Here is a 24246-nt window from a genome sequence, read left to right on the forward strand (position 1 = left end):
CTGTCATGATGACTATTAACCGACCTTCCCGGCTTTGTCTGTTGAGCATCCTGACCGCCACCCTGTGGCTGGGCGGCTGCTCGACCCCCGCCCATGTCGCGCTCCCCGACGGCGACACCCTCAAGGCCCGCCACGCGGCGGCACTGACCCTGGCCGACCTGCCGCCCGCCCAGGTGCTGATCCAGAGCGGCGACACCCTGCGCATCGTGCGCGATGCCCAGGAGCCGGCCAGCTCCGACGACATGACGATGTTCGTGGTGCGACCGGACGGTTTCATCTCGATGCCCAACATCGGCCGGATCAAGGCCGCGCTGCTGACCCCGGAAGACCTGGGCAAGGAAATCACCAAACGCTACACCCGTGTCTACCGCGAGCCCGAAGTGACCGTGAACATCGCCATTGCCCCGAGCAACCGGGTGTTCATTGGCGGCGCGGTGGCCAATCCATCGTTCTTCAACCTCGCCGGCACCGTGTCGGTGGAACAGGCCCTGCTCAGCTCCGGCGGCGTGCTGCCGTCGGCCGACAGCTCCAACATCGCCCTGCTCAGGACCGGTCCCGACGGCAAGTACAAGATGTACTTCGTCGACCTCGGCAGCATGCTCAGCAACCCCGATCATCCGCTGGTCGCCCTGCAGCGCGGCGACCTGATCTACGTGCCGCAATCGACCATCGGCAGCACGGTGGAAGCGGTGGACATGTACTTCACCAAGCTGTTCCCGATCAACAAGGGGATCGGCCTGGGCTTCAACTACGACCTGAATGATCAGGAAGTGAAGAACAGCGGCAACACGATCAACAACTTCACCAGCAGTTCCACCGGTACCGGGACGGGGCAGTAAACAGCGTTTGATCGGCCTCCATCAGCCACTGCTACAAGTACTTTCAACGGAGTGATCCCGTGATCGAAATACGCTCTCTACGCGACCTGTTGCGCCTGTTCTTCATCTTCCGCCGCGAGTTCAAGCTGGCGGTCATCACCACTATCGTGGTCGCGGTGCTGGGCGCCTTCCTGCTGCCGACGCGCTACGAGTCGGACGCGCGCCTGCTGGTCAAGCCCGGGCGCGACAGCACCACGGTGCCGATCGAAGCCGGCAATCGCCAGACGCTGATCTCGCCCAGCACCCAGCACGACCCGATCGTCGATGAGGAGAAGATGCTCACCGGTCGCCCCATCGTGCACATCGTCGCCCAGCGCTACCTGGAACTGAGCGCGGCCGCCGAACCCCAGGGTTTCTGGAAGACCCTCAAGTTCTACGCCAAGAAGGCCATGGGCACGGCCATCGATGCGCTGCGCAGCCTGCTGCAACTGGTCGGCCTGTCGGAACCGCAGAGCCCGCAGGACCGCCTGGCGACCCGCCTGGAAAAGAACTTCCAGGTCAGCCACGAAGCGGGTTCGTCGGTGATCGATATCAGCTTTACCTGGGACGACCCGGAAATCGCGCAGCAAGTGGTGAAGATCTGGGTCGACACCTTCCTCGAGGAGCGCGCCCGGGTGCTCGGTCGCAAGAGCCTCTATGCCTTCTATGAGGGCGAAGGCAACAAGGTGGCCGCGCAGATCCTCAGCCTCAAGGAGCAATTGCAGGGCCGCCTGAAGCAGATCGATTCGATCAGCGTCGATGCCCGCCTGGAAAACCTCACCAGCCAGATCGACCGCCTGACCGATGCCCGGGTCAATGCGCAGAACCAGTTGTCCGGGATCAGCAGCTTCCTGATCAACGCCCGCCAGCAGATCCTCGATCAGCCCGTCGAAGTGGTGACCAGTCGCGAGACCAGCCTCAACCCGACCCAGCTCGACCTCAAGCGCCAGCTCAACACCCTGCAGGTGGAACGCGCGCGCTTGCTGCGCACCTATTTGCCCGAGGCGCCGGCGGTCAAGCAGATCGAACAGAACATCCACGACCTGCAGGCCCTCAGCGAACAGGAAGAGAGCCGCCTGGAACGCTCGAAGAACATCGCGCCCAATAGCCTGGTGACCAACGTCAAGCAGCAGGTCATCGATGCCCAGCTGCAACAGCGCCGGCTGACCGGGCAGATCGAGAACTACGACAAGACCCTGGCTGCCCTGCGTACCGAGCGCGACCGGGTACTGACCGACGAGCCCGAACTCAACCGCCTGACCCAGCAGTTACGTACCGCGGAAAAGAGCTACGCGCTGTACTCGGAAAACCTGGAACAGGCGCGTATCGACCACGAGCTCGACAGCAGCCAGATCAGCAACATCGCGATCATCGAGCACGCCACCTTCAACCCGGCGCGGGTCTTCCCCAAGAGCCTGCTGATCCTGCTGTTCGCCATTCCCGCGGGCATCGCCGTGGGTTTGCTGACCATCTATGTCTGCTACCTGCTGGACCAGCGCATCCACGACGGCTCGCGCCTGCCGGAGCTGTTCCAGGTGCCGCTGTGGGGCAGTGTGCCGGACCTCGAGGACGCCACGCCCGCCGCCATGACCGCGAGCATCTACCGGCTCTACAGCCTGTTGCCCATGGACCGCATCGAGAGCCAGGGCCTGACCCTGGGCCTGACCTCGGCGCGCCATGGCGAAGGCGTGAGTTTCATCCTCGAACGCCTGCGCCGCCTGCTGGAAGAGCGCGGCCAGCGCGTGCGGGTCAACGACAGCGCGCCGGCCCAGCCCGGTGAAGTCCTGCTGCTGGATGCCTCGGCCCTGCTGTCGAACCAGGAGGCCTTCCTGATCCTGCGCCGCGCCGACCTGATCGCCCTGGTGATCGAGGCCCGGACCAGCACCGTGCCGATGATCGAAAATGCAATGTCGTTGCTGACTACCGCCTTCGGCAAGGTCGACGGGCTGATCCTCAACCGTCGCCGCTTCGAAGTACCGTCCAGGGTGCTGGAGCGGATCAACAGCTGGCGCGGTGCGGCCTGATGCGTATCGCCTTGCTGGCCCCGCTGCCGCCGGAACAGACCGGTATTGCCGACTACGCCGCGCATTTCAGCAATGCGCTGCGCGGCCTTGGCATCGAAGTGTTGACGCCGCTGGCCGGCTGTCACGATCCCGCGGAACAGCTGACGCGCCTGCGCGCCTTCGACTGGACGGGCGTCGACCTGGTGCACGCCGAACTCGGCGGTGGCCGCTTCGGCGAATTCCAGGCGCTCGACTACCTGAGCAGCGAACAACCGCGGATCCCGCGCACGGCCACCGTGCATGACCCGGAGCGCCTGATCTGGCGGCGCGCCCGGCTGTTCTGGCCACTGACCCTGCTCGAACGCCTGCCGCACCCGCTGCCGCAAGCGGCGGCGCTGCTCGCCGACCCGCTGACCCTGCGTGAAGAACGGCGCCTGGCCCGCGGCATGCGCCGGCTGATTACCCTGACCCGGCTGGGCGGCGACTGCCTGCGCCAACGCATGGGACTGCGACCGCAACAGGTGGCGGTGATCGCCCACGGCAACCTGCCGATCCCCGCGGCCGAACTGCCGCCGCTGGTGCCGTTGCGCCTGCTGTACTTCGGCTTCATCTACCGCGGCAAGGGCATCGAAGACCTGATCGAAGCCCTGGCCCGCACCCTGGCGGCCAACCCGCAGTGCCGTGGCCAGGTCCGCCTGACCCTGGCCGGCGGCACCGCCCCGGAAATGACTTTCGACCCGGCCGGCAACTACCTCGACGGCCTGCGCCAGCGCATTCGCGAATTGCAGCTGGACGATGTGGTGGACTGGCAGCTGGACCTGCCGTCCGCCGAGATCGCCCGCACCATCCAGGCCCACCATGTGATGGTGCTGCCGTACCGGGAATCGAAAAAACTCGCCTGGCTCGGCCAGATGCGCGGCACCAGCGGCGCCCTGTCCTGGGCCAATGCCTGCGGTCGCGGGGTCGTCACCTCCAATGCCCGGGCCTTTGCCGAGGAGGTGGCCGGCGGCAATGGCGTGACCTATCAGCAAGGCGATGTCGAAGCGCTGAGCCAGCACCTGAGCCGCCTGGTGCTGGAGCCCGAACTGGCCCGCCAGTGGGCCGCGCAGGCCAGCGAGGCCGGGCAACAACGCGAGTGGAGCGCCACCGCGCGGCGCTTCGCCGAACTGTTCAATGAAGTGTGCAAGGAGCGATCGAAATGAAGACCCGACCAGGCCTTAAACGTCGCCCGCTATTGCGCTATCTGCCACTGGTCGCCGCGCTGGCGGTAGGCGGCGCCCTGCTGCTCAGCGAACAGGTCGATGCCACGCCGATCAACCTGGCCCCCGATCGCACCCTGGTGTGGAAGGACTACCTGGGGGTCAATGCGCATTTCCTGTGGTTCACCCCGCAGCAATACCGCAAACAGATCACCGCCTATAAGCAGCTCGGCCTGCAATGGGTGCGGGTCGACCTGCACTGGGATCGGCTCGAACCCACCGAAGAGGGTTATCAACTCAGCACCCTCGACGAACTGGACCGGACCCTGAGCGACTCGAAACTCAAGTCGCTGTTCTACCTCGTAGGCTCGGCGCCCTTCGTGACCACCGCCCCCAAGGGCGGGCCGTTCCAGGATCAGTACCCGCCGCGCGATCCGAAAGTCTTCGCCACGCGCATGGCCATGCTGGCCCAGCGTTACCCGGACATCGACGCCTGGCAGGTGTGGAACGAGCAGAACATACCCAACAACTGGCGGCCGAAACCCGATGCCAAGGGCTACGGCGAGCTGCTGCTAGCGACCCATCAGGCGCTGAACCAGGTGGCGCCGGACAAGATCCAGGTCATGGGCGGCATGGCCTACTACAGCCAGATGCCGACCCAGCGCAACGCGCTGATGTTCGAGAAACTCGGCGAACTGGGCGTGCAGAGCCTGGGCATGGTCGCCGCCTACCACCCGTATTCGGAAACCCCGGAAAGCGATGAGCCGGGCAAAAACGAAGTGCTGCTGCGCGGCAAGCAGCTCAACGACATGCTGCACGGCGCCGGCCTGAAGAGGATCTGGGCCACCGAGTGGGGCTGGTCAAGCTACGCCGGGCCCAAGGAGATGCAGCGGCTGATCGGCGTCGACGGCCAGGCCGACTACACCCTGCGTCGCCTGGCGTTGATGAGCGACCAGGACTACGAGCGGATCTTTCTCTTCGCCCTTTCCGATCTCGACTCGCGCGCCTCGGCTCGCGACCAGCATTACGGCCTGCTCGATCTCAACGGCGAACCCAAGCCGGTGTACAAGGCGCTCGCGCGGTTTCTCGAGATTACCGGCGCGCGCCTCAAACCCGGCAAGACGCCGGAGCTTGCGAACCTGCCCGACACCTTCTACAGCGTGTCCTGGACCCGCGACGACGGTAAGCGCCTGCTGATGTTCTGGAGCGCCAAGGCCGGCACCATCAAATTGCCGCAAGTGCACCAGGCCGAGCTCTACGATCCGCTCAGCGGAACCCGGGCCAGTCTCGAGGCCGCGGACGGCATCCAGCCGGCCGTGAAATCGTCCCTGCAGATTCTCGTGTGGTAATCGATCTCGACCTGGAGTGCCGTACGTGAAGATTCTCTGGATTCTCCCCTACCTGCCCTGGCCCATGACCAGCGGTGGCAAGACTCGCCAGTTTCACTTGCTGCGGACCTTGAGCGAGCGGGGTCACCGCATCACCTTGCTGGTGCAGTCGAAGACCGAGGCCGATGCCGCCACCCGCGCCGCCCTCGAGCCCTGGCTGGAACGCCTGATCCTGGTGCCCCGGCGCCCGCTGAAGCACCCGGTCACGCTGCTGGCCGGGCTGTTCGCGCCGTGGCCACTGCTGACCACGGTCAACGGTGTGTCGCGCCCCTTGCGCGAGCGTTTCGACAGCCTGCTGCAAGAGCCCTGGGATGTGATCCAGGTCGAGCACAGCTACAGCCTGCAACCCTATCTGCAACCGCTGCGGCGGGCCGGCCGGGACTTCGTGCTCACCGAGCACAACCTCGAATCCAGCCTGGGCGGCGCGACCTATGACCGCTTCCCGGCCTGGGCCAGCCTCTTCGTCCGCTACGACCAATGGCGCTGCCGGCAGTGGGAACGCAAGGCGTTCGACACGGCCCGCCAAGTGGTCGCGGTGACCGAAAGCGACGCCCGGGCCATGCGCCAGCTGACCCGTACCCCGGTCGAGGTGGTGGTCAACGGCGTCGACAGCCACAGCTTTGCCGAGGTCTCGGCCGACCCGCAGAGCCAGCGGGTGCTGTTCGTCGGCAACTACGAATACGCGCCGAACCTGGACGCCGTGCTGTGGATGCTCGACGAGATCTTCCCGCGGGTCTGGAGCCACTGCCCCGAGGCGCGCCTGGCGGTGGCCGGGTATGCCTTGCCGGCCCACTGGCCCGAACGCTGGACCGACAGCCGCATCGAGTGGGTCGGCTTCGTGCCGGACCTGCCCGACCTGCAACGACGTTGCGCGCTGTTCATCGCGCCGTTACGCCAGGGCGGCGGCTCCAAGCTCAAGGTGCTCGAAGCCATGGCCGCCGGCCTGCCGCTGGTCAGCACCGCGCAAGGCGCCTCGGGCCTGGCCATCCGCCCCGAGGAACATTACCTGGCAGGCGACAATGCCCAGGCCCTGGCCGATGCCGTGATTCGCCTGTTGCGCGAGCCGACCCTCGCCGCCCAACTGGCCGGCGCCGCCCGCCTGTATGCCCGCCAGCATCACGACTGGACCGTGGCCGGTGACGAACTGGAACAGATCTACCGGACTCTGCCCTCCACACAGGAGCATCCCGCATGCGTGTAGCCCTCGATTATCGTCCGGCCACGGTCGCTCCCTCCTCGGGCATCGCCCGTCAGGTCAAGGCACTGGAACAGGCCCTGCGTGCCCGTGAAGACACCGAATTGCTGCTGGTGAGCGAAGCGCCACTGGAGCATGAGCAACGCCAGACCGCCTTCTGTCCGGCCTGGCCGAGCCCCCTCGATGGCGTGCAACGCCCCGGCGTGCGCCTGCGCTTCGAACGCAAATTCTTGCCGGCGACCATTCGCGAGCAGTCGGTCGACCTGTATATCGCCACCGCCAACATGGGCCTGCCCATCGGCCACAAACCGGCAGGCACCCGTTATGTGCTGATCCTGCATGACCTGTTCCAGTTGACCCAGCGCAACTTCCACCGTTCGCAGCTCAAGGCCGTGGCCTATCGGCTGATCGACGCCGTGTCGATCGCCTGGTCGATCTGGGTCGCCGATGAGGTCTGGTGCCCTTCGCGGTTTTCCTGCAGCGAAGCGGCCCGGCTGTTTCCCTGGGCGCGGCCTAAATTCCGCGTGCTGAACAACCTGGTGCCGGAGTTCCAGGGCGTCATCGGCCCACTGCCGACGGGCCTGCCCGAGCGTTACTGGCTGGCCGTCGGGACACGGGAGCCGCGCAAGAACATGCCGTTCTTCATCGAGCAGTGGCAGCGCTGCCGCCAGGAAAACCCGCAAGTACCGGAGCTGGTCCTGGTCGGCCATGCCAGCGACCTGCCCGCGAACCTGAGCCAGTTGCCCGGCCTGCATTGGGTCAATGGCGTCAGCGACGAGCAGTTACAGGCCCTGTACCGGCATGCCGACTGCCTGTGGCAGCCCTCCTACGCCGAAGGCTTCGGCCTGCCGGTGGTCGAGGCGCTGTGGCAGGGCACGCCGGTCGCGGTGGCCAGGGGGTCGGCGCTCGACGAGGTCACGCCACCCGGCGCGCGGCGCTTCAATGCCCGCGATCGCGCCAGCCTGCGCAACGCGCTGATCGAACAGGCGCAGGACAGCGCCAGACCCGATCCGGATACCCTGCGCGACTGGGCCCGGCAATTTGCCGAGCCGGCCCACCGCCAGCGCCTCGACACCTTGCTCACAGGGCTCTTTCACTGATGCTGCCAGGAAAATTCATTGGCCTGACCCTGGGGTTGATCTTCGGGATCCTGTTGTGGGCCCTGCCACCGGCAAAAGTCATCTTCGTGGTGATCGGCCTGGCCGTGACCCTGACGCTGATCCGCAAGCCGCTGTGGGGCCTGCTGATCTTCGCCGTGCTGGCCACCTGCATTCCCTACACCACGCTGCAGCTGGGGATTCGCACCACGGTCAGTGAAGCGGTGCTCGGCCTGACGTGGGTCGGGCTGTTCTGGCAATCGTTCATCGGCAAGACCCGCAACCTCATGCTCTGGCGCCCCACCGAGCGGGCCATGGTCTGGCTGATGCTGTTCAGCGCCATTCCCTTTGTCTGGGGCATGCTGATCATTCATGCCGATGGCAACGGCCCGGTGAACTGGGTGCGCTGGCTGATGAACCTGTCGCTGCTGTTCATGGTGCCGCTGCTGCTGCGTACCGATGCCGACCGCGACAAACTGGTGATCGCCCTGTTGCTGGGCACTCTACTGATGCTGCTGTTGTCGATCGGCATGTTCATCAAGTCGCGCAATGCCATGTCGATGATCCCGATCCTCACCGACCTCAAGTACGCCCACCCGGAAGCGGTGAAGGACATCTTCTCCGCCAACTACCAGCGCATGGCATCACCCTGGGTTCACCCCAACCTCACGGGCGGCGTGCTGGTGCTGTTCATTCCCCTGGCACTGCTCTATGGCTGGACCCGCACCGGCGCGCGCCGGGCCCTGGGGCTGGCGGTGGCGATCCTCGGTTGCGCGGGGCTGCTGCTGAGTATTTCCCGCGGGGCGATCCTGGCCCTGGCCCTGGTGCTGATCTGGCTGACCTACAAACGCGTGCCCTACAGCGGCCGGATCATTGGCCTCGGGGCGGCTTTCGCAGTGGCCCTGGTGATGTTCTATCCGCCGCTGCAGGAACGGCTGATGACCATGTTCTCGGCGACCAACGCCAGTACCGAAGTGCGTTTCGACGAGTACGCGAAATTCCCCGAGGCGATGATGCGCTACCCGCTGGGCATCGGCTTCAAGGTCGATCCGCCGGTACCAGGCACCGACCTGCCGGGCATCTCCAACCTGTGGCTGAACTTCATCTACAAGATTGGCATTCCGGGGATGCTGCTGTTCATCGCCGTCACCCTGTTGTGGTGGCGCGAAGTGCGCCCGCTGGCGCCGATCCGTCAGGTGACTGCCGACAACGCGCTCTGGCTGGGCTGCATTTCCGGCCTGCTGGCGGCGTTGCTGACGGGTCTGTTCGACCACTACTTCAGCTTCACTTTCGTGTTGATCGGTCTGTTCTGGCTGTTGATGGGCATGAGCCTGCAACAGGTCCGGTTACGCCCGGCCATCACCCTCCCCCTCATCAACCCCAAGGATCGCCAAGCATGAAACACCGTATTTTCCATTCTGCGGATCTGCCGGAACGCCTGCCTGCCCTGGCCTCGGAGCTGGGCGTCAGCCACGATGAACTGCTCGAGGCCTACAGCTGGGGGCTGAACAACGACGTGCTGTTCGTCGAGGGCGACGGCGAGCAGGCGCGCTACAGCATCTCCTCGGTGGACATCGAACAGATCATCGAACATCCCCTGGCCCGAAGCCTGTATCGCCGCTTGAAGCAGGACATCCCCACCACCCTGGTGCCGCGCTACGGCAAGAACCTGGCCACCCTCAAGGACCGCTGGTTGCGGGCCTGGGAACAGGCCTACAACATCCTGATCAACAAGATCCCCAGCCATCACGTGCGCATCGCCTGGCTGCGCCTGGGCGGCGCGAAAATCGGCAAGGGCTCGACCATCTGGCGCAACACCGAGGTGCTGGGGGTGGAGAACCTGGTGATCGGCGATGACAGCGTGATCGCCTGGCATTGTCAGATCGACGCCCGGGCCGGGCTGATCATCGGCGATCATGTGACGATCGCCTCTCACGTGCTGATTCTCGCCGGCGGCCATGACCCGATGAGCCCCGAGTTCTGGTCGGTGTCCGCGCCCATCTACATCGATGACTACGCCTGGATCGCCACCCGGGCGCTGCTCGCCCATGGCTCGCATATCGGTCGCGGGGCCGTAGTGACCGCCAACACCCTCGTGGCCAAGGCCGTTCCCCCCTACAAGATCATCGGCGGAAGCGGTGCCAAACCCATGGGCGAGCGCCCTCACGACCTGAACTACAAGGTGGGTGGCAAAGGCCTGTTCACCCTGTTCTATTGATGCTCGGCAGCACCCTGCTACTGACCCTGGCGACCCTCGCCGGGCTGCTCGCCGGTTTTGCCCGCGAATGGCTGCTGGTGGCGGCCTGGGGCGCGGGCAGCCGCAGCGATGCGTTCCTGGTTGCGGTGTTCATTCCCGAAGCCCTGCGCATGACCCTGGCCGCCGGCATTCTCGCGGCCGCGGCCCTGCCGCTCTATCAGGAGCGCGACGCCCAGCGCCAGCACGCCTGGCTGGCCGGCCTGTGCCCACGCCTACTGGGCCTGGGTCTGGGGCTGTATGCCCTGCTGGCCTTGAGCGCGCCGTTGTGGATCCGCCTGATCGGCCCCGGGCTCGACAGCGAAGCCCAGGCCGAAGCCGCCGCCAACCTGCGCAGCCTGGCCGCCTGCATCCCCGGCCTGCTCATGCACGCGCTGTTCAGCATCCCGCTGCACGCCCGGCAGCGTTTTGTCCTGCCGGGGCTAGGCTCGCTGCTGTTCAACCTGCCACCGGTGCTTTACCTGTTTTTCTACGGCCAGGCGAGCCTTGGCTCCGGCCTTTCGCTGGCATTTTTTCTCGGCAGCCTGCTGATGTGCCTGTCGCTGGTGCCGGCGGTCTGGCAGGCCGGCTGGCGCCCCTGGCAAGTCCGCGGGGATGCCGGTGCCGGCCGGGAACTGCTCGGCCGCCTCGGCCCGCTGTTGACCAGCAACCTGGCCAGCCAGGGCCTGGCGCTGGTGGAACGGCTGGTCGCCAGCTACCTGGGCGAAGGCGTGGTGACCTGGGTCAACCTGGCGCGCAAGCTGATCAACCTGCCGCTGATTGCCTTGATGAGTCTCAATCAGGTCCTGCTTGGCTTGATGAGCGGCAAGTCCGGCGATCAGCGCCTGGGGCTGCTGCATCGGGGACTCGACGCCGCGACCCTGCTGAGCCTGCCAGCCGCGCTCGGCCTGGTGGGCGCCAGCCCGGCGCTGATCCACTGGCTGCTGCCCGCCCAGAGCGCCGACGGCCCGCTGCCGGCACTGCTGGGCTGGTTCGCCGTGTCGTTGGTATTTGGTGCCTGGAACGCCATGCTCGCGCGTTACGCCTATGCCGCCGGTGATACCAGCACGCCACTGCATTGCGAGCTGCTCGGCAGCCTGCTCAACGCCTTGCTGCTGGCGGGCCTGCCGCTGGTCCTGGGGCTGACCGCGATTCCTCTGGCGGCCCTCGGCGGTGTGCTCCTGACCAACCTGTTGCTGATGCAGCGCCAGCAATTGCTCACCCTGATCAACTGGCCGGTGCGCTGGGCAGTCAGCGCCGTTCTGCTGAGTGCCGCGGCGCTGCTGTTGCATCCGCTATTGAATGTCTGGCTGCAACTGGGGCTCAGCACAGTGGCCGGGCTGCTCTTGCTGATCGCCTTGGGGCTCTGGCTGAAACCCTGGCGGGCCTGAACGAGCGGCAGAGGGTTGACCTGATGTCACACTTATCCGTTATAAGTGCAGTCAGCCCCCGCCGACCCGGCAGAGTGTATTTCTTGGATCAGCGTTTGGACGCTAAGCTTGGACTATGGATGACTCAGATTACTTGCGCCTGCTCACCATTCAGGCCGAACAAGCCAACGCGTTCCTGTCCAATGCGCGCAAATGGGAGCGTGAGCGTTGGGTCTGCCAACGCCTGCTGCAAGGCTTGAACATCCCCTACCGTGCCGACGAGTTCACGCCCGCCGGGCAGGAGCCGCCGGACGTACTGTTTCGCGAGGCCTGTTTCGAGGTGTTCTTCGTGCTGGACGAAGGCCGCCGCCTCAACGACGAATGGCGCGACGAGTTGCAACGGCGCCGCAGTGCCTTCTCCCTTAGCCAGCTGGTGCGCCGCGAGGCCAAGCCCAAGCGCATTCCGGCCAACGAACTGTTGCTCAGGCTGGCCCCGACCCTGCGCAAAAAAGCCCACAACTACAAGGAACGCGGCATGGACCTGGGGGAGCTGGACATCATCGCCTTCGCCAGCCTCAAGCGCGAAGTGCTGGACCTCAACAGCCACTTCCCGCCGCCGACCGAATACCTGCGCCAGGGCTGGCGCTCGTTGTCGCTGGTCGGGCCGACCTTCGCCCGCGTGCTGTTCGCCCACCCCGACGCGCCGGACTTCCTGCGCGGCAACCTGGGGCGCAGCATCCTCTTCGATGTCGGTATCAGCCTGTAGGCCGCCTGGAGCGGAATTGCCCGAGCCCTTCAGGCCATTCGTGGCATGGCGCAAACACCGCGTGAGTGTTACAAAGCGCAATCATTCACGGGATGACAAGGCCGGCATCCGCGAGCAGCTATGCTCCGCTCATTGCCGCATAGCCCGACAAGATGGCACTGCGCTGTAACCTTCATACTTTTCGCAACGTCTAGCTGACGAGGCTTTTTATGACCAGCCGCCTGAACCCCGACGACCAACGCCATGTCGAAGAATACCTGCAACTGGCCCAGCACCGAGTCGAGCGCCGGCCCTTCCGGCCGTGGATGCTCCTCGTGATAGTCGTGACCATCACCATTGGCCTGGGCCTGCTGAGCCGATTTATCAGTTACCTGACGCTATGAGCTGCATCGCGCTCGCTCGGGTAACCGTACCGATTTCTTTTAGCCTTGCGAGATATCCCCATGACTCATCGTATTGTCATCGTTGGCGGCGGCGCCGGCGGTCTGGAGTTGGCTACCCGTCTGGGTAAGACTCTGGGCAAGCGCGGTGCCGCCAGTGTGATGCTGGTCGACGCGAACCTGACCCACATCTGGAAGCCCTTGCTGCATGAAGTGGCCGCCGGCTCGCTGAACTCTTCCGAAGACGAACTCAACTATGTCGCCCAAGCCAAATGGAACCACTTCGAGTTCCAGCTGGGCCGCATGAGTGGGCTCGATCGCCAGCAGAAGAAGATCCAGCTGGCCGCCACCTACGACGAAAACGGCGTGGAACTGCTGCCCGCTCGTGAACTGGGCTACGACAGCCTGGTGATTGCCGTAGGCAGTACCACCAACGACTTCGGCACCCAGGGCGCCGCCCAGCACTGCCTGTTCCTCGACACGCGCAAACAGGCCGAACGCTTCCACCAGCAATTGCTCAACCACTACCTGCGCGCCCATGCCGGGCAGACCGATGTCGTGGAGCAGATCAGCGTGGCCATCGTCGGTGCAGGTGCCACAGGCGTCGAACTGGCCGCCGAGCTGCACAACGCCGCCCACGAGCTGGCGGCCTACGGCCTGGACCGGATCAAGCCGGAAAACATGCACATCACCCTGATCGAGGCCGGCCCACGGGTACTGCCGGCCCTGCCGGAGCGGATCGGCGGCCCGGTGCACAAGACCCTGGAAAAACTCGGGGTCAAGGTCATGACCAATGCCGCGGTCAGCGAAGTCACCGCCGACAGCCTGATCACCGCCGATGGCCAGATGATTGCCGCCAGCCTGAAAGTCTGGGCCGCGGGCATTCGCGCACCGGGCTTCCTCAAGGACATCGACGGCCTGGAAACCAACCGCATCAACCAGCTGCAGGTCTTGCCGACCCTGCAGACCACCCGCGACGAGAACATCTTCGCCTTTGGCGACTGCGCCGCCTGCCCGCAACCGGGCACCGATCGCAACGTTCCACCGCGGGCCCAGGCGGCTCACCAGCAAGCATCACTGCTGACCAAGTCGCTGAAACTGCGTATCGAAGGCAAGGCCCTGCCGGAGTACAAATACACCGACTACGGCTCGCTGATCTCGCTGTCGCGTTTTTCCGCCGTGGGCAACCTGATGGGCAACCTGACCGGCAGCGTGATGCTCGAAGGCTGGCTCGCGCGGATGTTCTATGTGTCGCTGTACCGCATGCACCAGATGGCGCTCTACGGCCCGTTCCGTACCGCCATGCTGATGCTCGGCAGCCGGATCGGCCGCGGCACCGAGCCACGCCTCAAGCTGCACTGAATCTGAGCCTGTAGACCAAGACAAGAGTGCCCCGAGCGATCGGGGCATTTTTTTGCGCCCTGTTCAACACGGACTCAGGCAAACAGGCAGGCTGTTAAAGATCGAAGTGCCTAGAGACTTCCTGCACTCTATTTCCAACTTTCCGCGCAGCTTTAAGATTAATCTTAATTCTAAAATAGAAGAGCCACCGGACTTAACCCCCCCACATCAAAAAGTTGCTCTCCCCGGGCGTATCGAATACATACGCCGGCCTCCGCGTCACCTCTTACTTCGGCATATAGATAGCTGACCCGATAGTACTCAAGACGCCACTCATGCTCTATCTAGTTGCATTGATAGTTTGCCCTGCACGCTTAAACCTTCGACTCCAACCTGCTACCCCTGAGGATTAGCCCCTGCAAAACAGTTGCTTATATACAAAGATCGAAGATTTTGGCGGCGATCGTCCCGTTTAGCTGCCGACAGGTATTCCGACAACTTCATGCCACCCGATCAAATTTTAAGAATCTTCTTATTGAAATCATATCAGGCAAAAAAGTATCAGCCGCCATTCAAATCCATAGAGCATTCAATACTTTAAGAATGGTCTTATTGTAACGACCAAAGTGAAGACACAAGATTGCACCTCCAACTTTAGCAGGTACATGAAATGTCCAAACTTCTCAAAAGCATCGTCTCCATGGCTATCGCTGGCGCGGTCAGCACTTCCGCTCTCGCGGCAGATGGCACCATCGACTTCAAGGGCGAAATCATCGCGGCATCCTGCGCCATCACCGGCGGCGCCGGCACCAGCGTTGGCGGCGGCAAGGGTTCCCAGACCATTTCTGTCGACCTCGGCAAGGTCAGCACCGACTCGCTCACTGGCAATGCTGGTGGCTCTACCATCGTTGGCGGTAAGAGCATCAACCTGAACCTGGACTGCGGCGGCACCGCGAACGGCCTGAAGACCGTGAGCATGCAGTTCGACCCGAACAGTGGTTCCGGTATCGACAGCAAGAACAACTCGCTGCTGAAAATCGCCGCTGGTGGCGCAAAGGGCGTGGGCATCGGCATTTTTAACGGCAGCAACAAGCTGGTGAACATCGCCGCGAACGAAACCATCTCGGGTGACTTGGTGAAAGTCGGCGAAGAAGGGAAAGAAACCTACACCGCCAAACTGGACCTGCGCGCCGGTTATGTCGCGAACGGCGATGAGATCACGCCAGGTGCTGCGAACGGCCAACTGCCGTTTACCTTGACCTACGAGTAACTCGCACCAAAGGGAGGGGCCTGCCCCCTCCCTCCGACCTGGAGCCGCTATGAAAACCTCATTATTGGCGCGTATTGCAATCGCCAGCGCCATGACACTCTCCGCGTCGATGGCCAGTGCTGGCATTACGCTGGATGGCACCCGCGTCATCTTTGCTGCGCCAGCCAAGGAAACATCCGTCCTCGTCAGGAACCAGGGCTCGAACGACATCATGATCCAGTCCTGGGTCGAGCCAGACAGAAACGGGGCCAATACCGACGTACCGTTCGCCATTACCCCTCCCCTGGTTCGCCTGGGAGGCAACAAGCAACAGGTCCTGCGTATTCTCTATCAAGGCCAGGGGCTGCCGACCGACAAGGAATCCGTGTTCTGGCTGGCCGTGCAGGAAATCCCGCAAAAAGCCAAGACCGAGAACACCCTGCAAATTGCCATACGCCAGCGCGTGAAGCTGTTCTACCGCCCGGCCAACCTGCCGGACACTGCCGCCAATGCAGCCAAGAGCCTGCAATGGAAGCTGGTGGAACAAGGCGGCAAGGCCGCGCTTTCAGTGACCAACCCTTCCGCGTTCCATGTGACTCTTGCCGGGGGCAGCGTGACGCTGCGCAGTGGCAAGGATGCAGGCACCGCCACCGTGGAAATGCTGGCGCCAGGAGCAACACGCACCGTCGCGATCAAAGGCTCGACTGGCATGAGGTCCGGAGCCACAACTGTGGAATTCGACAGCATCAACGATTACGGCGGGCTGGACCGAGTCACCAGCAAACTTTCCAACTAACGGAAACACAGCCATCACTCGTGTCGCTCGCTAGAGCGCATCGCTTTACCTAATCCGACTTTTTACTCAGGTCAGTGCTTCGGGCATCCGATGCATGATCGAAAGGATTCTGCATGCCCATTTTTCAGAGAGAGCTCAGTTTCAGGATCGCCCGGCGAGCGTGCGCGACCTGCCTCGTGGCACTGGGACTGGCCTCGAAGCTGTCCGCCGCGGAGGCCGAGTTCGCCGACTCCTTTCTGAAGATGGAGGGTGCCCCGGTGGACCTCAAGTTTTTTGAGAAAGGCAGCGCCGTTCCGCCAGGTACCTACAGCGTCGACCTTTACCTGAACAATGTGCTGATCAAGCGCCAGGAAATCACCTTCGCCGCCGACGCCTCCGGGCAGATCAAGCCCGTCATCTCGCTCGGGCTGCTCAAAGAGCTCGGCCTCAACGCGGGCAAAGCCCAGCAGGATGGACTCATCACCGCGGACGCCAAGGATGAGCAGCCGTTCGACGTCAGCGCCCAGGTCGCCGGCGCCGCGGTGGACTTCGACGCCACCAACCTGGCATTGCAGTTCAGTATTCCGCAGGCATACGTCCAGCGCTATTCCCGCGGTTACGTCGACCCCTCGGTTTGGGACGAAGGCATCACGGCCTTCTACAGCGACTACCAGGCCAACTTCAACCGCAACACCAACCGGGGAACGAAAAGCGACTACCACAACCTGAACCTGCGCAACGGCTTCAATATCGCCGGCTGGCGCTTTCGCAACGAATCCGCCCTGACCGGCGGAACCGGCACAAAAAGCGAATTCAAGAGCAACCGCAACTATCTGGAGCGCGACGTCCAGCGCCTGAAAGGCAAGCTTTCCCTGGGCGAGCTGTACACCCCAGGCGAGATCTTCGACAGCGTGCGTTTTCGCGGTGCACAGATTGCTTCGGACCTCGGCATGCTGCCCGACAACGAGATCGGCTACGCACCCGTGATCCGCGGCATCGCCGAAAGCAATGCCACTGTCGAAGTACGGCAAAACGGCTACGTGATCTATTCCGCGTCGGTGCCGCCTGGCGCTTTCGAGTTCACCGACATCTATCCCAGCGGCTCCAACGGCGACCTGCAGATCAAGATCATCGAAGCGGATGGCCGGGTACGCGAATATCTGCAGTCCTATGCCTACCAGCCGGTCATGACCCGGCGCGGCAACCTTCGCTACAGCGTCACCGCCGGTGAATATCGCTCCACCGACCAACCGTCGCCGTCGTTCACCCAGGGCACGGCCGTCTACGGCGTGACCGACAACCTGACCGGTTATGGCGGTGCGCTGCTCGCCCAGGACTATCGCGCCGTCAACCTTGGCGCGGGCGTGAACTCCAGCCTCGGCGGTATTTCCTTCGACGTCACCAGCAGTGAATCGAAGACCCAGAACGGCAGGAGCAACAAGGGTCACAGTGCGCGCTTCCTGTACTCCAAGACGCTGAACGCTACCGATACCACCTTCACCATGGCCGGCTACCGCTATTCCACCGAAGGCTATCGCAGCTTCAGCCAGCACGTGGACGACCTCATGTATCAGGACCGTGCCGGTTTCAGCGCGCAAAAGAGCCGAATCAACCTCCGGGTGAACCAGAGCCTGTCACAGCGAGGCTCGTTGTACCTCAGCATGGATGAAACCAACTACTGGAATCAGCAGGGCCGCACGCGCAACTGGCAATTTGGTTATGGCAACAGCATCGCCAGTGTCAGCTACAACCTGGCGGTGTCACGTACCCAGAGCGATCCCATGAGCGGTGGTTCGGATACGCAACTCACCGCCAGTATCAGCATGCCACTGGGAGGCCGGGGTAGTTCTCACCGCCTCTCCAGCAACGCCATCAGCTCGAGCAAAGGTGATTCCTCGCTGCAGTCGAACGTGTCCGGCTACCTGGACGACCAGGCGACCCTCAGCTACTCGGCGCAGGCCGGCCACAGCAAGAGAAATGGCAGCACCGCCGGCGCCAGCCTGGACTGGGATACCCCCGTCGCCAAGCTGCGTGGTGGCTATAACCAGGGGCGTGACGACAAGCATATCGACCTGGGTGCGTCTGGCTCGCTGGTGGTGCACAGCGGCGGCGTTACCCTCGGCCAGCCGCTTGGCGAGACTTTCGGTTTGCTGGAAGTTCCGGACGTCGACGGCGTCGGGGTATCCGGTTGGAACGCCGTACGCACCAATGGCAAGGGTTACGCGGTGGTGCCCTATATGCAGCCTTATCGCTACAACTGGCTGAACCTGGATACCCAGACCCTGGGGACCGACACCGAGATCAACGAAACCTCCAAGGTGCTGGTGCCAACCCGTGGCGCCATCGTCAAGGCCACCTATACCGCACAAACCGGTCGTCGCCTGCAATTCGTCCTGCGCGCGGACAAGGGCGATCCAATCCCCTTCGGCGCCCAAGGCTACGACGAACAAGGCAAGCCCCTGGGCATGGTCGACAACCTGTCGCGCCTGCTGGTCTTTGGCGTTCCCGACCAGGGCCGGCTGGAGATTCGCTGGGCCGAAGGCAGCTGCATGGTGGACTACAAGCTACCGCCCACAAACAAGGAACTGGCTTACGAGCGCGTGGATGGCCTTTGCCGGGTCTTGTGAGCACTGTAAACGCCCCTCGCAACGAGGGGCTGGCCACAGAGACATAAGCTGTTCACTCCCACATTGCGTTTATTGGCACGAGCCTGGCCAAGCTAGCGCTCCCAGCCAGCACATCCCCCTACTCACCTCATCTATATCGAATATGCCCGCCAGACAGTGAATGGCAGCGAAACGAGGGCCGGCAAAGGGATACGCACTGAACGACAGTGGACAACCCAAATCTCCCCCCAAAAAAGCCCCGAATTATCGGAGCTTTTTTACTTCACGCCCAAGGCATGAAACTATCTTCAGCGAGCCAATATGTGCGCCTGCGCTCCAATCCTGCCGACCATGCTTGCGGAGCCACATCAGAACGGTCGTCTTGCCTTGAATGCCGCAGCGCGCCTGAGCCTCTTTATGACTCAGCTCGCCTTTTCAACTTGGTCGGCGACCAACGATTTAAAAGTCAGCGTGTCGCCTCACTGACTGCGCCTTTTCCCGCTTCCATTACGCCCTCCTGAGAAGAGATCAGAAGGCGTAAACCTTATTCAGGAAGGGGCAGATACAACTGACGCCGAATTCCGGGCAAAAAAAATCCCCGTATCTGTCGATACGAGGATTTTTAATATGGTCGGGGTAAGGGGATTCGAACTCCTGACATCCTGCTCCCAAAGCAGGCGCGCTACCGGACTGCGCTATACCCCGGTAAAAAAAAGGCACCTTTTAAAGGCGCCTTCTGCGAACAGAGCTTTTGGCGTCTGATCTTAAGATTCGATTCCAGCGAACTGGTTTCAAAAATGGTGGGTCGTGTGGGATTCGAACCTACGACCAATTGGTTAAAAGCCAACTGCTCTACCAACTGAGCTAACGACCCAAATATGGTCGGGGTAAGGGGATTCGAACTCCTGACATCCTGCTCCCAAAGCAGGCGCGCTACCGGACTGCGCTATACCCCGGCTTGAAATTGGCTCCGTGACCAGGACTCGAACCTGGGACCCAATGATTAACAGTCATTTGCTCTACCGACTGAGCTATCACGGAACTGAACATTTCAATTTTACAACCTTTACAGCAGGCTTTTATTTCTAGAAGCCTCCTCGTCGACCTGGTCCGTATCGCTACGTTCATGTCTCTGAGGCGCGCTATTCTACAATCTTAAAAACCTCTGTCAACCCCCTAAATTGCTTTCAAGACAATGATTTGCAACTTATTTCAGTTTTTTCCTCGGGGAGGAAAAAGCCTTGGGGCGACGTACTGCGGGGCGCACTTTACAAGCCTTTGCCTTACAGTTCAACGCCCTATGCAAAAAAAGGCCTCGCAATGCGAGGCCTCCTTCACAACGACGCCCTATCGGGCTCAGGCGAAGACGATTTCGTCGTTTTCCACCTTGGCCGTCACAGTGGCCCCCGGCAGGAAACTGCCGGACAGAATCAACTGTGCCAATGGGTTCTCGATCCAGCGCTGGATCGCCCGTTTCAGCGGACGCGCGCCATAGACTGGGTCGTAACCCACGGCAATCAGTTTGTCCAAGGCCTCGCCACTCAGCTCCAGCTTGAGCTCGCGCTCGGCCAGGCGGCTGCGCAGGCGTCCCAGCTGGATCTCGGTGATGCCGGCGATCTGATCCCGGGCCAATGGCTCGAAGATCACCACTTCGTCGATCCGGTTGATGAACTCCGGACGGAAATGGGTCGACACCGCATCCATCACCGCCGCCCGCTGTGCTTCGCGATCCCCCACCAGCTCCTGGATCTGCGCCGAGCCCAGGTTGGAGGTCATGACGATCACCGTATTACGGAAGTCCACGGTACGCCCGTGGCTGTCCGTCAGGCGGCCGTCTTCCAGCACCTGCAGCAGGATGTTGAACACGTCCGGATGGGCCTTCTCGACCTCGTCCAGCAGGATCACCGAATAAGGCTTGCGCCGCACCGCCTCGGTCAGGTAACCGCCCTCCTCGTAGCCGACGTAGCCTGGAGGCGCACCAATCAACCGAGCCACAGAGTGTTTCTCCATGAACTCGGACATATCTATTCGCACCATCGCCTCTTCGGTATCGAAAAGGAATTCGGCCAACGCCTTGCACAACTCGGTCTTACCCACACCGGTCGGGCCGAGGAACATGAACGAACCACTTGGCCGGTTCGGATCGGACAACCCGGCGCGAGAACGCCGCACTGCGTTGGCTACCGCCACCACGGCTTCGTCCTGGCCAATGACACGCTGGTGCAGCAGGCTTTCCATCTTCAGCAGCTTGTCGCGCTCGCCTTCGAGCATCTTCGACACCGGAATACCGGTCCACTTGGACACGACTTCGGCGATTTCCTCTTCGGTCACCTTGCTGCGCAACAGCTGGTTCTCGCTTTGGCCATGCTGGTCGACCATCTGCAGGCTGCGCTCCAGGTCCGGGATCACCCCGTACTGCAACTCGGCCATGCGGTTCAGGTCGCCTTTGCGGCGTGCGGCTTCCAGCTCCTGGCGGGACTGCTCGATCTTCTGCTGAATCTGCGCCGAACCCTGCACTTCAGCTTTCTCCGAGGTCCAGACTTCTTCCAGATCGGCATATTCGCGCTCCAGGCGGGTGATTTCCTCCTGGAGCTTCTCCAGGCGCTTGATCGCCGCCTCGTCGTCTTCTTTCTTCAGGGCCTGGGATTCGACCTTCAGTTGAATCAGGCGCCGTTCCAGGCGGTCCAGGACTTCCGGCTTGGAGTCGATCTCCATGCGGATACGGCTGGCGGCTTCGTCGATCAGGTCGATCGCCTTGTCCGGCAACTGCCGGTCGGTGATGTAGCGATGGCTGAGCTTGGCCGCGGCAATGATCGCGCCATCGGTGATCGCCACCTTGTGGTGCACCTCATAACGCTCTTTCAGGCCGCGCAGGATGGCAATGGTGTCTTCTTCGCTCGGCTCGTCCACCAGGACTTTCTGGAAGCGCCGCTCGAGGGCCGCGTCCTTCTCTATATATTGGCGGTACTCGTTGAGCGTGGTGGCGCCGACACAGTGCAGCTCACCCCGAGCCAGGGCTGGCTTGAGCATGTTGCCCGCATCCATCGAACCTTCGCCTTTACCGGCGCCGACCATGGTGTGCAGTTCGTCGATGAACAGAATGATCTGCCCTTCCTGCTTGGACAGCTCGTTGAGCAGGGATTTCAGGCGTTCTTCGAACTCGCCACGGTATTTGGCGCCAGCGATCAGCGCGCCCATGTCCAGGGACAGCAGGCGCTTGCCTTTCAGGCCGTCCGGCACTTCGCCGTTGATGATGCGTTGAGCCAGGCCTTCGGCAATCGCGGTTTTACCCACGCCAGGCTCACCGATCAGCACCGGGTTGTTCTTGGTCCGACGTTGCAGCACCTGGATGGTCCGGCGGATTTCGTCGTCACGGCCGATCACCGGGTCGAGCTTGCCGTCTTCGGCGCGCTTGGTCAGGTCGACGGTGTATTTATCCAGGGCCTGACGCGACTCCTCGACGTTGGCGTCATTCACCGCCTCGCCACCACGCAGGTTATTAATGGCGTTTTCCAGCGCTTTTTTGCTGACGCCCTGGCCCAGCAGCAACTTGCCGAGCTTGCTGTTTTCGTCCATGGCCGCCAGCAGCACCAGTTCGCTGGAGATGAACTGGTCGCCTTTCTGTTGTGCCAGGCGATCGGCCTGGTTCAGCAGGCGCGCCAGATCCTGCGACATGTTCACGTCGCCGGTGGGGTTCTGGATTTTTGGCAAGTGATCGAGCTCTTTGCTCAGTTCCTTGCGCAGGCTGTTCACGTCGAAGCCCACTTGCATCAGCAGCGGCTTGATCGAACCGCCCTGCTGTTCGAGCAGCGCCTGCATCAAGTGCGCCGGCTCGATGGCCGGATGGTCGAGGCCGACCGCCAGGGATTGAGAATCGGATAACGCCAGCTGAAGCTTGCTGGTTAATCGGTCTATACGCATTAGTCACCTTCCTTTTGAGCAGGTCGGAGCGATGGACACACCTAAATAGAGAAACCTGCCAGATACCCCTGTAGATGCGGTCGATTCTGGAAGATTCAAGCCTTGCGAGCTTGACACAGGTCAGAAGAGTCTAGCGTTCCAGCCAGATCAGGGAAGCGAAGCGCCCGGTGCGCAGGCTGCGGCGGTAGGAATAGAAACGCGGATCGCTCACGGTACAGAAACCGCCGCCATACACGACGGTGACACCGCATGCCGCCAGGCGCAGGCGGGCCAGCATATATATGTCAGCCATGAGCTTGCCGGGGTTGTGGCTCGGTACAAAGGCCTGTTCGGTCTGTGGCAAGTGCCGAACGAAAGCCTCACGCACTTCCGGACCGACCTCGAAGGCTTGCGGACCAATGGCCGGCCCCAGCCAGACCAGTACATCCTCTGGCGCGACTTTCAGGCTATCGAGCGTCGCTTCCAGCACCCCGGCCGCCAACCCGCGCCAACCGGCATGGGCCGCTGCCACCCGAGTACCGGCGCGGTCGCAGAACAGCGCTGGCAGGCAATCGGCGGTCATGGCGCTACAGGCAATGCCGGGCGTGGCGGTCCAGCTGGCATCGGCGGTGGCGACAACGGACGGATCCGCCTCGACCACATCGATACCGTGAACCTGTTTCAGCCAGGCTGGCTTTATAGAGAAACGATCGGTCAGGCGACGGCGGTTTTCGGCCACCGCCCCTGGGTTGTCATCGACATGATCGCCCAGGTTGAGGCTGTCGAACGGCGCCAGGCTGACGCCGCCCGCACGGGTTGTGACGCAGGCTTTGACCCCGGCCGGCGCAGGCCAGTCAGGAATCAGCCAGTCACTCATCCGACGAAAGCCTCGCGGTCCTGTTTGAGCAGGGTCAGCAGCCAGACGAAATCTTCCGGCAGCGGCGACTCCCAGCTCATGCGCTCGCCGGTGGTCGGATGATCCAGCTCAAGGAACCGCGCATGCAGCGCCTGACGCGGGAAGTGCTTGAGAGACTCGACCATGGTCGGGTTCGCGGCGGGCGGAATGCGGAAACGGCCACCGTAGGCCGGATCGCCGACCAACGGGTAGTTGATATGGGCCATGTGCACACGGATCTGGTGGGTCCGCCCGGTTTCCAGTTTCACCCGGACATGGGTGTGGGAACGGAAACGCTCCAGCACGCGGTAGTGGCTGACGGCCGGCTTGCCGCCTTCCATCACCGCCATGCGCTGGCGTTGCTGGCCATGCCGGCCGATCGGGGCGTTGATCTTGCCGCCGGCGGTGACCACGCCGATCACGATGCATTCATAGATGCGGCTGACGCTGCGGCTCTGCAACTGGGCGACCAGCTGGGTCTGCGCCTGGATGGTCTTGGCCACCACCATCAGACCGGTGGTGTCCTTGTCCAGGCGATGGACGATGCCGGCACGCGGCACGTTGATGATGTCCGGGACATGGTGCAGCAGGGCATTGAGCAGCGTGCCATCGGCGTGACCGGCGGCGGGGTGGACCACCAGGCCGGCAGGCTTGTTGATCACCAGGATATCGTCGTCTTCATAGACGATATCCAGTTCGATGTCCTGAGCGATCCATTCTCCCTGAGCTTCCTGCTCGGCGGTCAGCTCAAGAACCGCGCCGCCATGGACAATGTCTCGCGGGCGGATAACCGCTCCATCCACAGTCAGGCGGCCGTCTTTGATCCAGGCGGAAAGGCGCGAGCGCGAGTGCTCAGCGAATAATTGGGCGGCGACTTGATCGAGGCGTTGGCCGCCCAGTTCGGACGGCACCTCTGCGCGAAGTTCAATTTTATCGGACATGCTCAGACTAGGCGTCGGCACAGCCTTTGGTTTCGGCTGCGCGCTTGTGGT

At 62.7% G+C, this 24246-nt stretch carries 18 protein-coding genes, 4 tRNA genes and 1 pseudogene; 15 read left to right on the top strand and 8 right to left on the bottom strand.

What is annotated here, in order from left to right:
- Nucleotides 1-5 precede the first annotated feature (5 nt).
- The 15 genes from AC3RCP_RS27435 (at nucleotide 6) to AC3RCP_RS27505 (ending at nucleotide 18480) form a co-directional block, all read left to right on the top strand.
- Nucleotides 6-839: a polysaccharide biosynthesis/export family protein gene (locus tag AC3RCP_RS27435; RefSeq protein ID WP_053262711.1), complete on the top strand. Its 834-nt coding sequence runs from the start codon at nucleotides 6-8 to the stop codon at nucleotides 837-839.
- A 59-nt stretch (nucleotides 840-898) separates the two neighbouring features.
- Nucleotides 899-2881 carry a GumC family protein gene (locus AC3RCP_RS27440; protein WP_150052923.1) on the top strand — a complete coding sequence of 661 codons (1983 nt, stop codon included), beginning with the start codon at nucleotides 899-901 and terminating at the stop codon, nucleotides 2879-2881.
- Nucleotides 2881-4062, top strand: a complete 1182-nt coding sequence (locus AC3RCP_RS27445; RefSeq protein ID WP_492571954.1) for a glycosyltransferase — start codon at nucleotides 2881-2883, stop codon at nucleotides 4060-4062. Before AC3RCP_RS27440 ends, AC3RCP_RS27445 begins: the two co-directional genes overlap by 1 nt.
- The gene (locus AC3RCP_RS27450) at nucleotides 4059-5408 is read left to right on the top strand and encodes a glycoside hydrolase 5 family protein (RefSeq protein WP_492571953.1); all 1350 of its coding nucleotides are present in this window, start codon (nucleotides 4059-4061) and stop codon (nucleotides 5406-5408) included. The genes AC3RCP_RS27445 and AC3RCP_RS27450 overlap by 4 nt, the downstream gene beginning before the upstream one ends.
- A gap of 25 nt (nucleotides 5409-5433) precedes the next feature.
- Nucleotides 5434-6648 (top strand): glycosyltransferase family 4 protein, encoded by a 1215-nt coding sequence (locus AC3RCP_RS27455; protein WP_101339156.1) that lies wholly within the window; start codon nucleotides 5434-5436, stop codon nucleotides 6646-6648.
- Nucleotides 6639-7742, top strand: coding sequence for a glycosyltransferase family 4 protein (locus tag AC3RCP_RS27460; RefSeq protein WP_007924700.1), 1104 nt, complete (start codon nucleotides 6639-6641; stop codon nucleotides 7740-7742). Before AC3RCP_RS27455 ends, AC3RCP_RS27460 begins: the two co-directional genes overlap by 10 nt.
- Nucleotides 7742-9139 (top strand): O-antigen ligase family protein, encoded by a 1398-nt coding sequence (locus tag AC3RCP_RS27465; protein WP_007924702.1) that lies wholly within the window; start codon nucleotides 7742-7744, stop codon nucleotides 9137-9139. Before AC3RCP_RS27460 ends, AC3RCP_RS27465 begins: the two co-directional genes overlap by 1 nt.
- Nucleotides 9136-9957 carry an acyltransferase gene (locus AC3RCP_RS27470; protein ID WP_007924704.1) on the top strand — a complete coding sequence of 274 codons (822 nt, stop codon included), beginning with the start codon at nucleotides 9136-9138 and terminating at the stop codon, nucleotides 9955-9957. Before AC3RCP_RS27465 ends, AC3RCP_RS27470 begins: the two co-directional genes overlap by 4 nt.
- On the top strand, nucleotides 9957-11363 hold the full coding sequence (locus tag AC3RCP_RS27475) for a lipid II flippase MurJ (RefSeq protein ID WP_007924706.1): 1407 nt from the start codon (nucleotides 9957-9959) through the stop codon (nucleotides 11361-11363). The genes AC3RCP_RS27470 and AC3RCP_RS27475 overlap by 1 nt, the downstream gene beginning before the upstream one ends.
- 115 nt (nucleotides 11364-11478) lie before the next feature.
- Nucleotides 11479-12108: a DUF1780 domain-containing protein gene (locus AC3RCP_RS27480; protein WP_007924708.1), complete on the top strand. Its 630-nt coding sequence runs from the start codon at nucleotides 11479-11481 to the stop codon at nucleotides 12106-12108.
- A gap of 209 nt (nucleotides 12109-12317) precedes the next feature.
- Nucleotides 12318-12491 carry a DUF3094 family protein gene (locus AC3RCP_RS27485; protein ID WP_007924710.1) on the top strand — a complete coding sequence of 58 codons (174 nt, stop codon included), beginning with the start codon at nucleotides 12318-12320 and terminating at the stop codon, nucleotides 12489-12491.
- 60 nt (nucleotides 12492-12551) lie between these two features.
- Nucleotides 12552-13850 (top strand): NAD(P)/FAD-dependent oxidoreductase, encoded by a 1299-nt coding sequence (locus tag AC3RCP_RS27490; RefSeq protein WP_101339160.1) that lies wholly within the window; start codon nucleotides 12552-12554, stop codon nucleotides 13848-13850.
- A gap of 649 nt (nucleotides 13851-14499) precedes the next feature.
- Nucleotides 14500-15099: a fimbrial protein gene (locus tag AC3RCP_RS27495; RefSeq protein ID WP_101339161.1), complete on the top strand. Its 600-nt coding sequence runs from the start codon at nucleotides 14500-14502 to the stop codon at nucleotides 15097-15099.
- 49 nt (nucleotides 15100-15148) lie between these two features.
- Nucleotides 15149-15874, top strand: coding sequence for a fimbrial biogenesis chaperone (locus tag AC3RCP_RS27500; protein WP_101339162.1), 726 nt, complete (start codon nucleotides 15149-15151; stop codon nucleotides 15872-15874).
- Nucleotides 15875-15987: 113 nt separating this feature from the next.
- On the top strand, nucleotides 15988-18480 hold the full coding sequence (locus AC3RCP_RS27505; protein ID WP_492571952.1) for a fimbria/pilus outer membrane usher protein: 2493 nt from the start codon (nucleotides 15988-15990) through the stop codon (nucleotides 18478-18480).
- 312 nt (nucleotides 18481-18792) lie between these two features.
- On the opposite strand, the pseudogene AC3RCP_RS27510 reads toward AC3RCP_RS27505, so the two are convergent.
- From AC3RCP_RS27510 to rluD, 8 genes and pseudogenes are all read right to left on the bottom strand, one after another.
- Nucleotides 18793-18929 (bottom strand): annotated as a pseudogene (locus AC3RCP_RS27510) (IS3 family transposase); the annotation flags it as partial.
- A gap of 158 nt (nucleotides 18930-19087) precedes the next feature.
- Nucleotides 19088-19164, bottom strand: a tRNA-Pro gene (locus tag AC3RCP_RS27515).
- A 93-nt stretch (nucleotides 19165-19257) separates the two neighbouring features.
- Nucleotides 19258-19333 (bottom strand) — tRNA-Lys (locus AC3RCP_RS27520).
- 5 nt (nucleotides 19334-19338) lie between these two features.
- Nucleotides 19339-19415: transfer RNA gene (locus AC3RCP_RS27525), tRNA-Pro, on the bottom strand.
- A 9-nt stretch (nucleotides 19416-19424) separates the two neighbouring features.
- Nucleotides 19425-19500: transfer RNA gene (locus tag AC3RCP_RS27530), tRNA-Asn, on the bottom strand.
- A 315-nt stretch (nucleotides 19501-19815) separates the two neighbouring features.
- On the bottom strand, nucleotides 19816-22380 hold the full coding sequence (clpB, locus tag AC3RCP_RS27535) for an ATP-dependent chaperone ClpB (protein ID WP_320448738.1): 2565 nt from the start codon (nucleotides 22378-22380) through the stop codon (nucleotides 19816-19818).
- Nucleotides 22381-22510: 130 nt separating this feature from the next.
- Nucleotides 22511-23236 (bottom strand): peptidoglycan editing factor PgeF, encoded by a 726-nt coding sequence (gene pgeF / locus AC3RCP_RS27540; RefSeq protein WP_492571849.1) that lies wholly within the window; start codon nucleotides 23234-23236, stop codon nucleotides 22511-22513.
- Nucleotides 23233-24195, bottom strand: coding sequence for a 23S rRNA pseudouridine(1911/1915/1917) synthase RluD (rluD, locus tag AC3RCP_RS27545; RefSeq protein ID WP_007924719.1), 963 nt, complete (start codon nucleotides 24193-24195; stop codon nucleotides 23233-23235). The genes pgeF and rluD overlap by 4 nt, the downstream gene beginning before the upstream one ends.
- Nucleotides 24196-24246 lie beyond the last annotated feature (51 nt).

This window comes from Pseudomonas sp. GW822-FHT05A08 (assembly GCF_058800485.1).

Excerpts from the sequence above, each read along its gene's own strand:
- AC3RCP_RS27435 (WP_053262711.1), top strand. The coding sequence starts at position 6 with ATGATGACTATTAACCGACCTTCCCGGCTTTGTCTGTTGAGCATCCTG.
- AC3RCP_RS27445 (WP_492571954.1), top strand. The coding sequence starts at position 2,881 with ATGCGTATCGCCTTGCTGGCCCCGCTGCCGCCGGAACAGACCGGTATT.
- AC3RCP_RS27450 (WP_492571953.1), top strand. The coding sequence starts at position 4,059 with ATGAAGACCCGACCAGGCCTTAAACGTCGCCCGCTATTGCGCTATCTG.
- AC3RCP_RS27460 (WP_007924700.1), top strand. The coding sequence starts at position 6,639 with ATGCGTGTAGCCCTCGATTATCGTCCGGCCACGGTCGCTCCCTCCTCG.
- AC3RCP_RS27465 (WP_007924702.1), top strand. The coding sequence starts at position 7,742 with ATGCTGCCAGGAAAATTCATTGGCCTGACCCTGGGGTTGATCTTCGGG.
- AC3RCP_RS27470 (WP_007924704.1), top strand. The coding sequence starts at position 9,136 with ATGAAACACCGTATTTTCCATTCTGCGGATCTGCCGGAACGCCTGCCT.
- AC3RCP_RS27475 (WP_007924706.1), top strand. The coding sequence starts at position 9,957 with ATGCTCGGCAGCACCCTGCTACTGACCCTGGCGACCCTCGCCGGGCTG.
- AC3RCP_RS27480 (WP_007924708.1), top strand. The coding sequence starts at position 11,479 with ATGGATGACTCAGATTACTTGCGCCTGCTCACCATTCAGGCCGAACAA.
- AC3RCP_RS27485 (WP_007924710.1), top strand. The coding sequence starts at position 12,318 with ATGACCAGCCGCCTGAACCCCGACGACCAACGCCATGTCGAAGAATAC.
- AC3RCP_RS27490 (WP_101339160.1), top strand. The coding sequence starts at position 12,552 with ATGACTCATCGTATTGTCATCGTTGGCGGCGGCGCCGGCGGTCTGGAG.
- AC3RCP_RS27495 (WP_101339161.1), top strand. The coding sequence starts at position 14,500 with ATGTCCAAACTTCTCAAAAGCATCGTCTCCATGGCTATCGCTGGCGCG.
- AC3RCP_RS27500 (WP_101339162.1), top strand. The coding sequence starts at position 15,149 with ATGAAAACCTCATTATTGGCGCGTATTGCAATCGCCAGCGCCATGACA.
- AC3RCP_RS27505 (WP_492571952.1), top strand. The coding sequence starts at position 15,988 with ATGCCCATTTTTCAGAGAGAGCTCAGTTTCAGGATCGCCCGGCGAGCG.
- clpB (WP_320448738.1), bottom strand. The coding sequence starts at position 22,380 with ATGCGTATAGACCGATTAACCAGCAAGCTTCAGCTGGCGTTATCCGAT.
- pgeF (WP_492571849.1), bottom strand. The coding sequence starts at position 23,236 with ATGAGTGACTGGCTGATTCCTGACTGGCCTGCGCCGGCCGGGGTCAAA.
- rluD (WP_007924719.1), bottom strand. The coding sequence starts at position 24,195 with ATGTCCGATAAAATTGAACTTCGCGCAGAGGTGCCGTCCGAACTGGGC.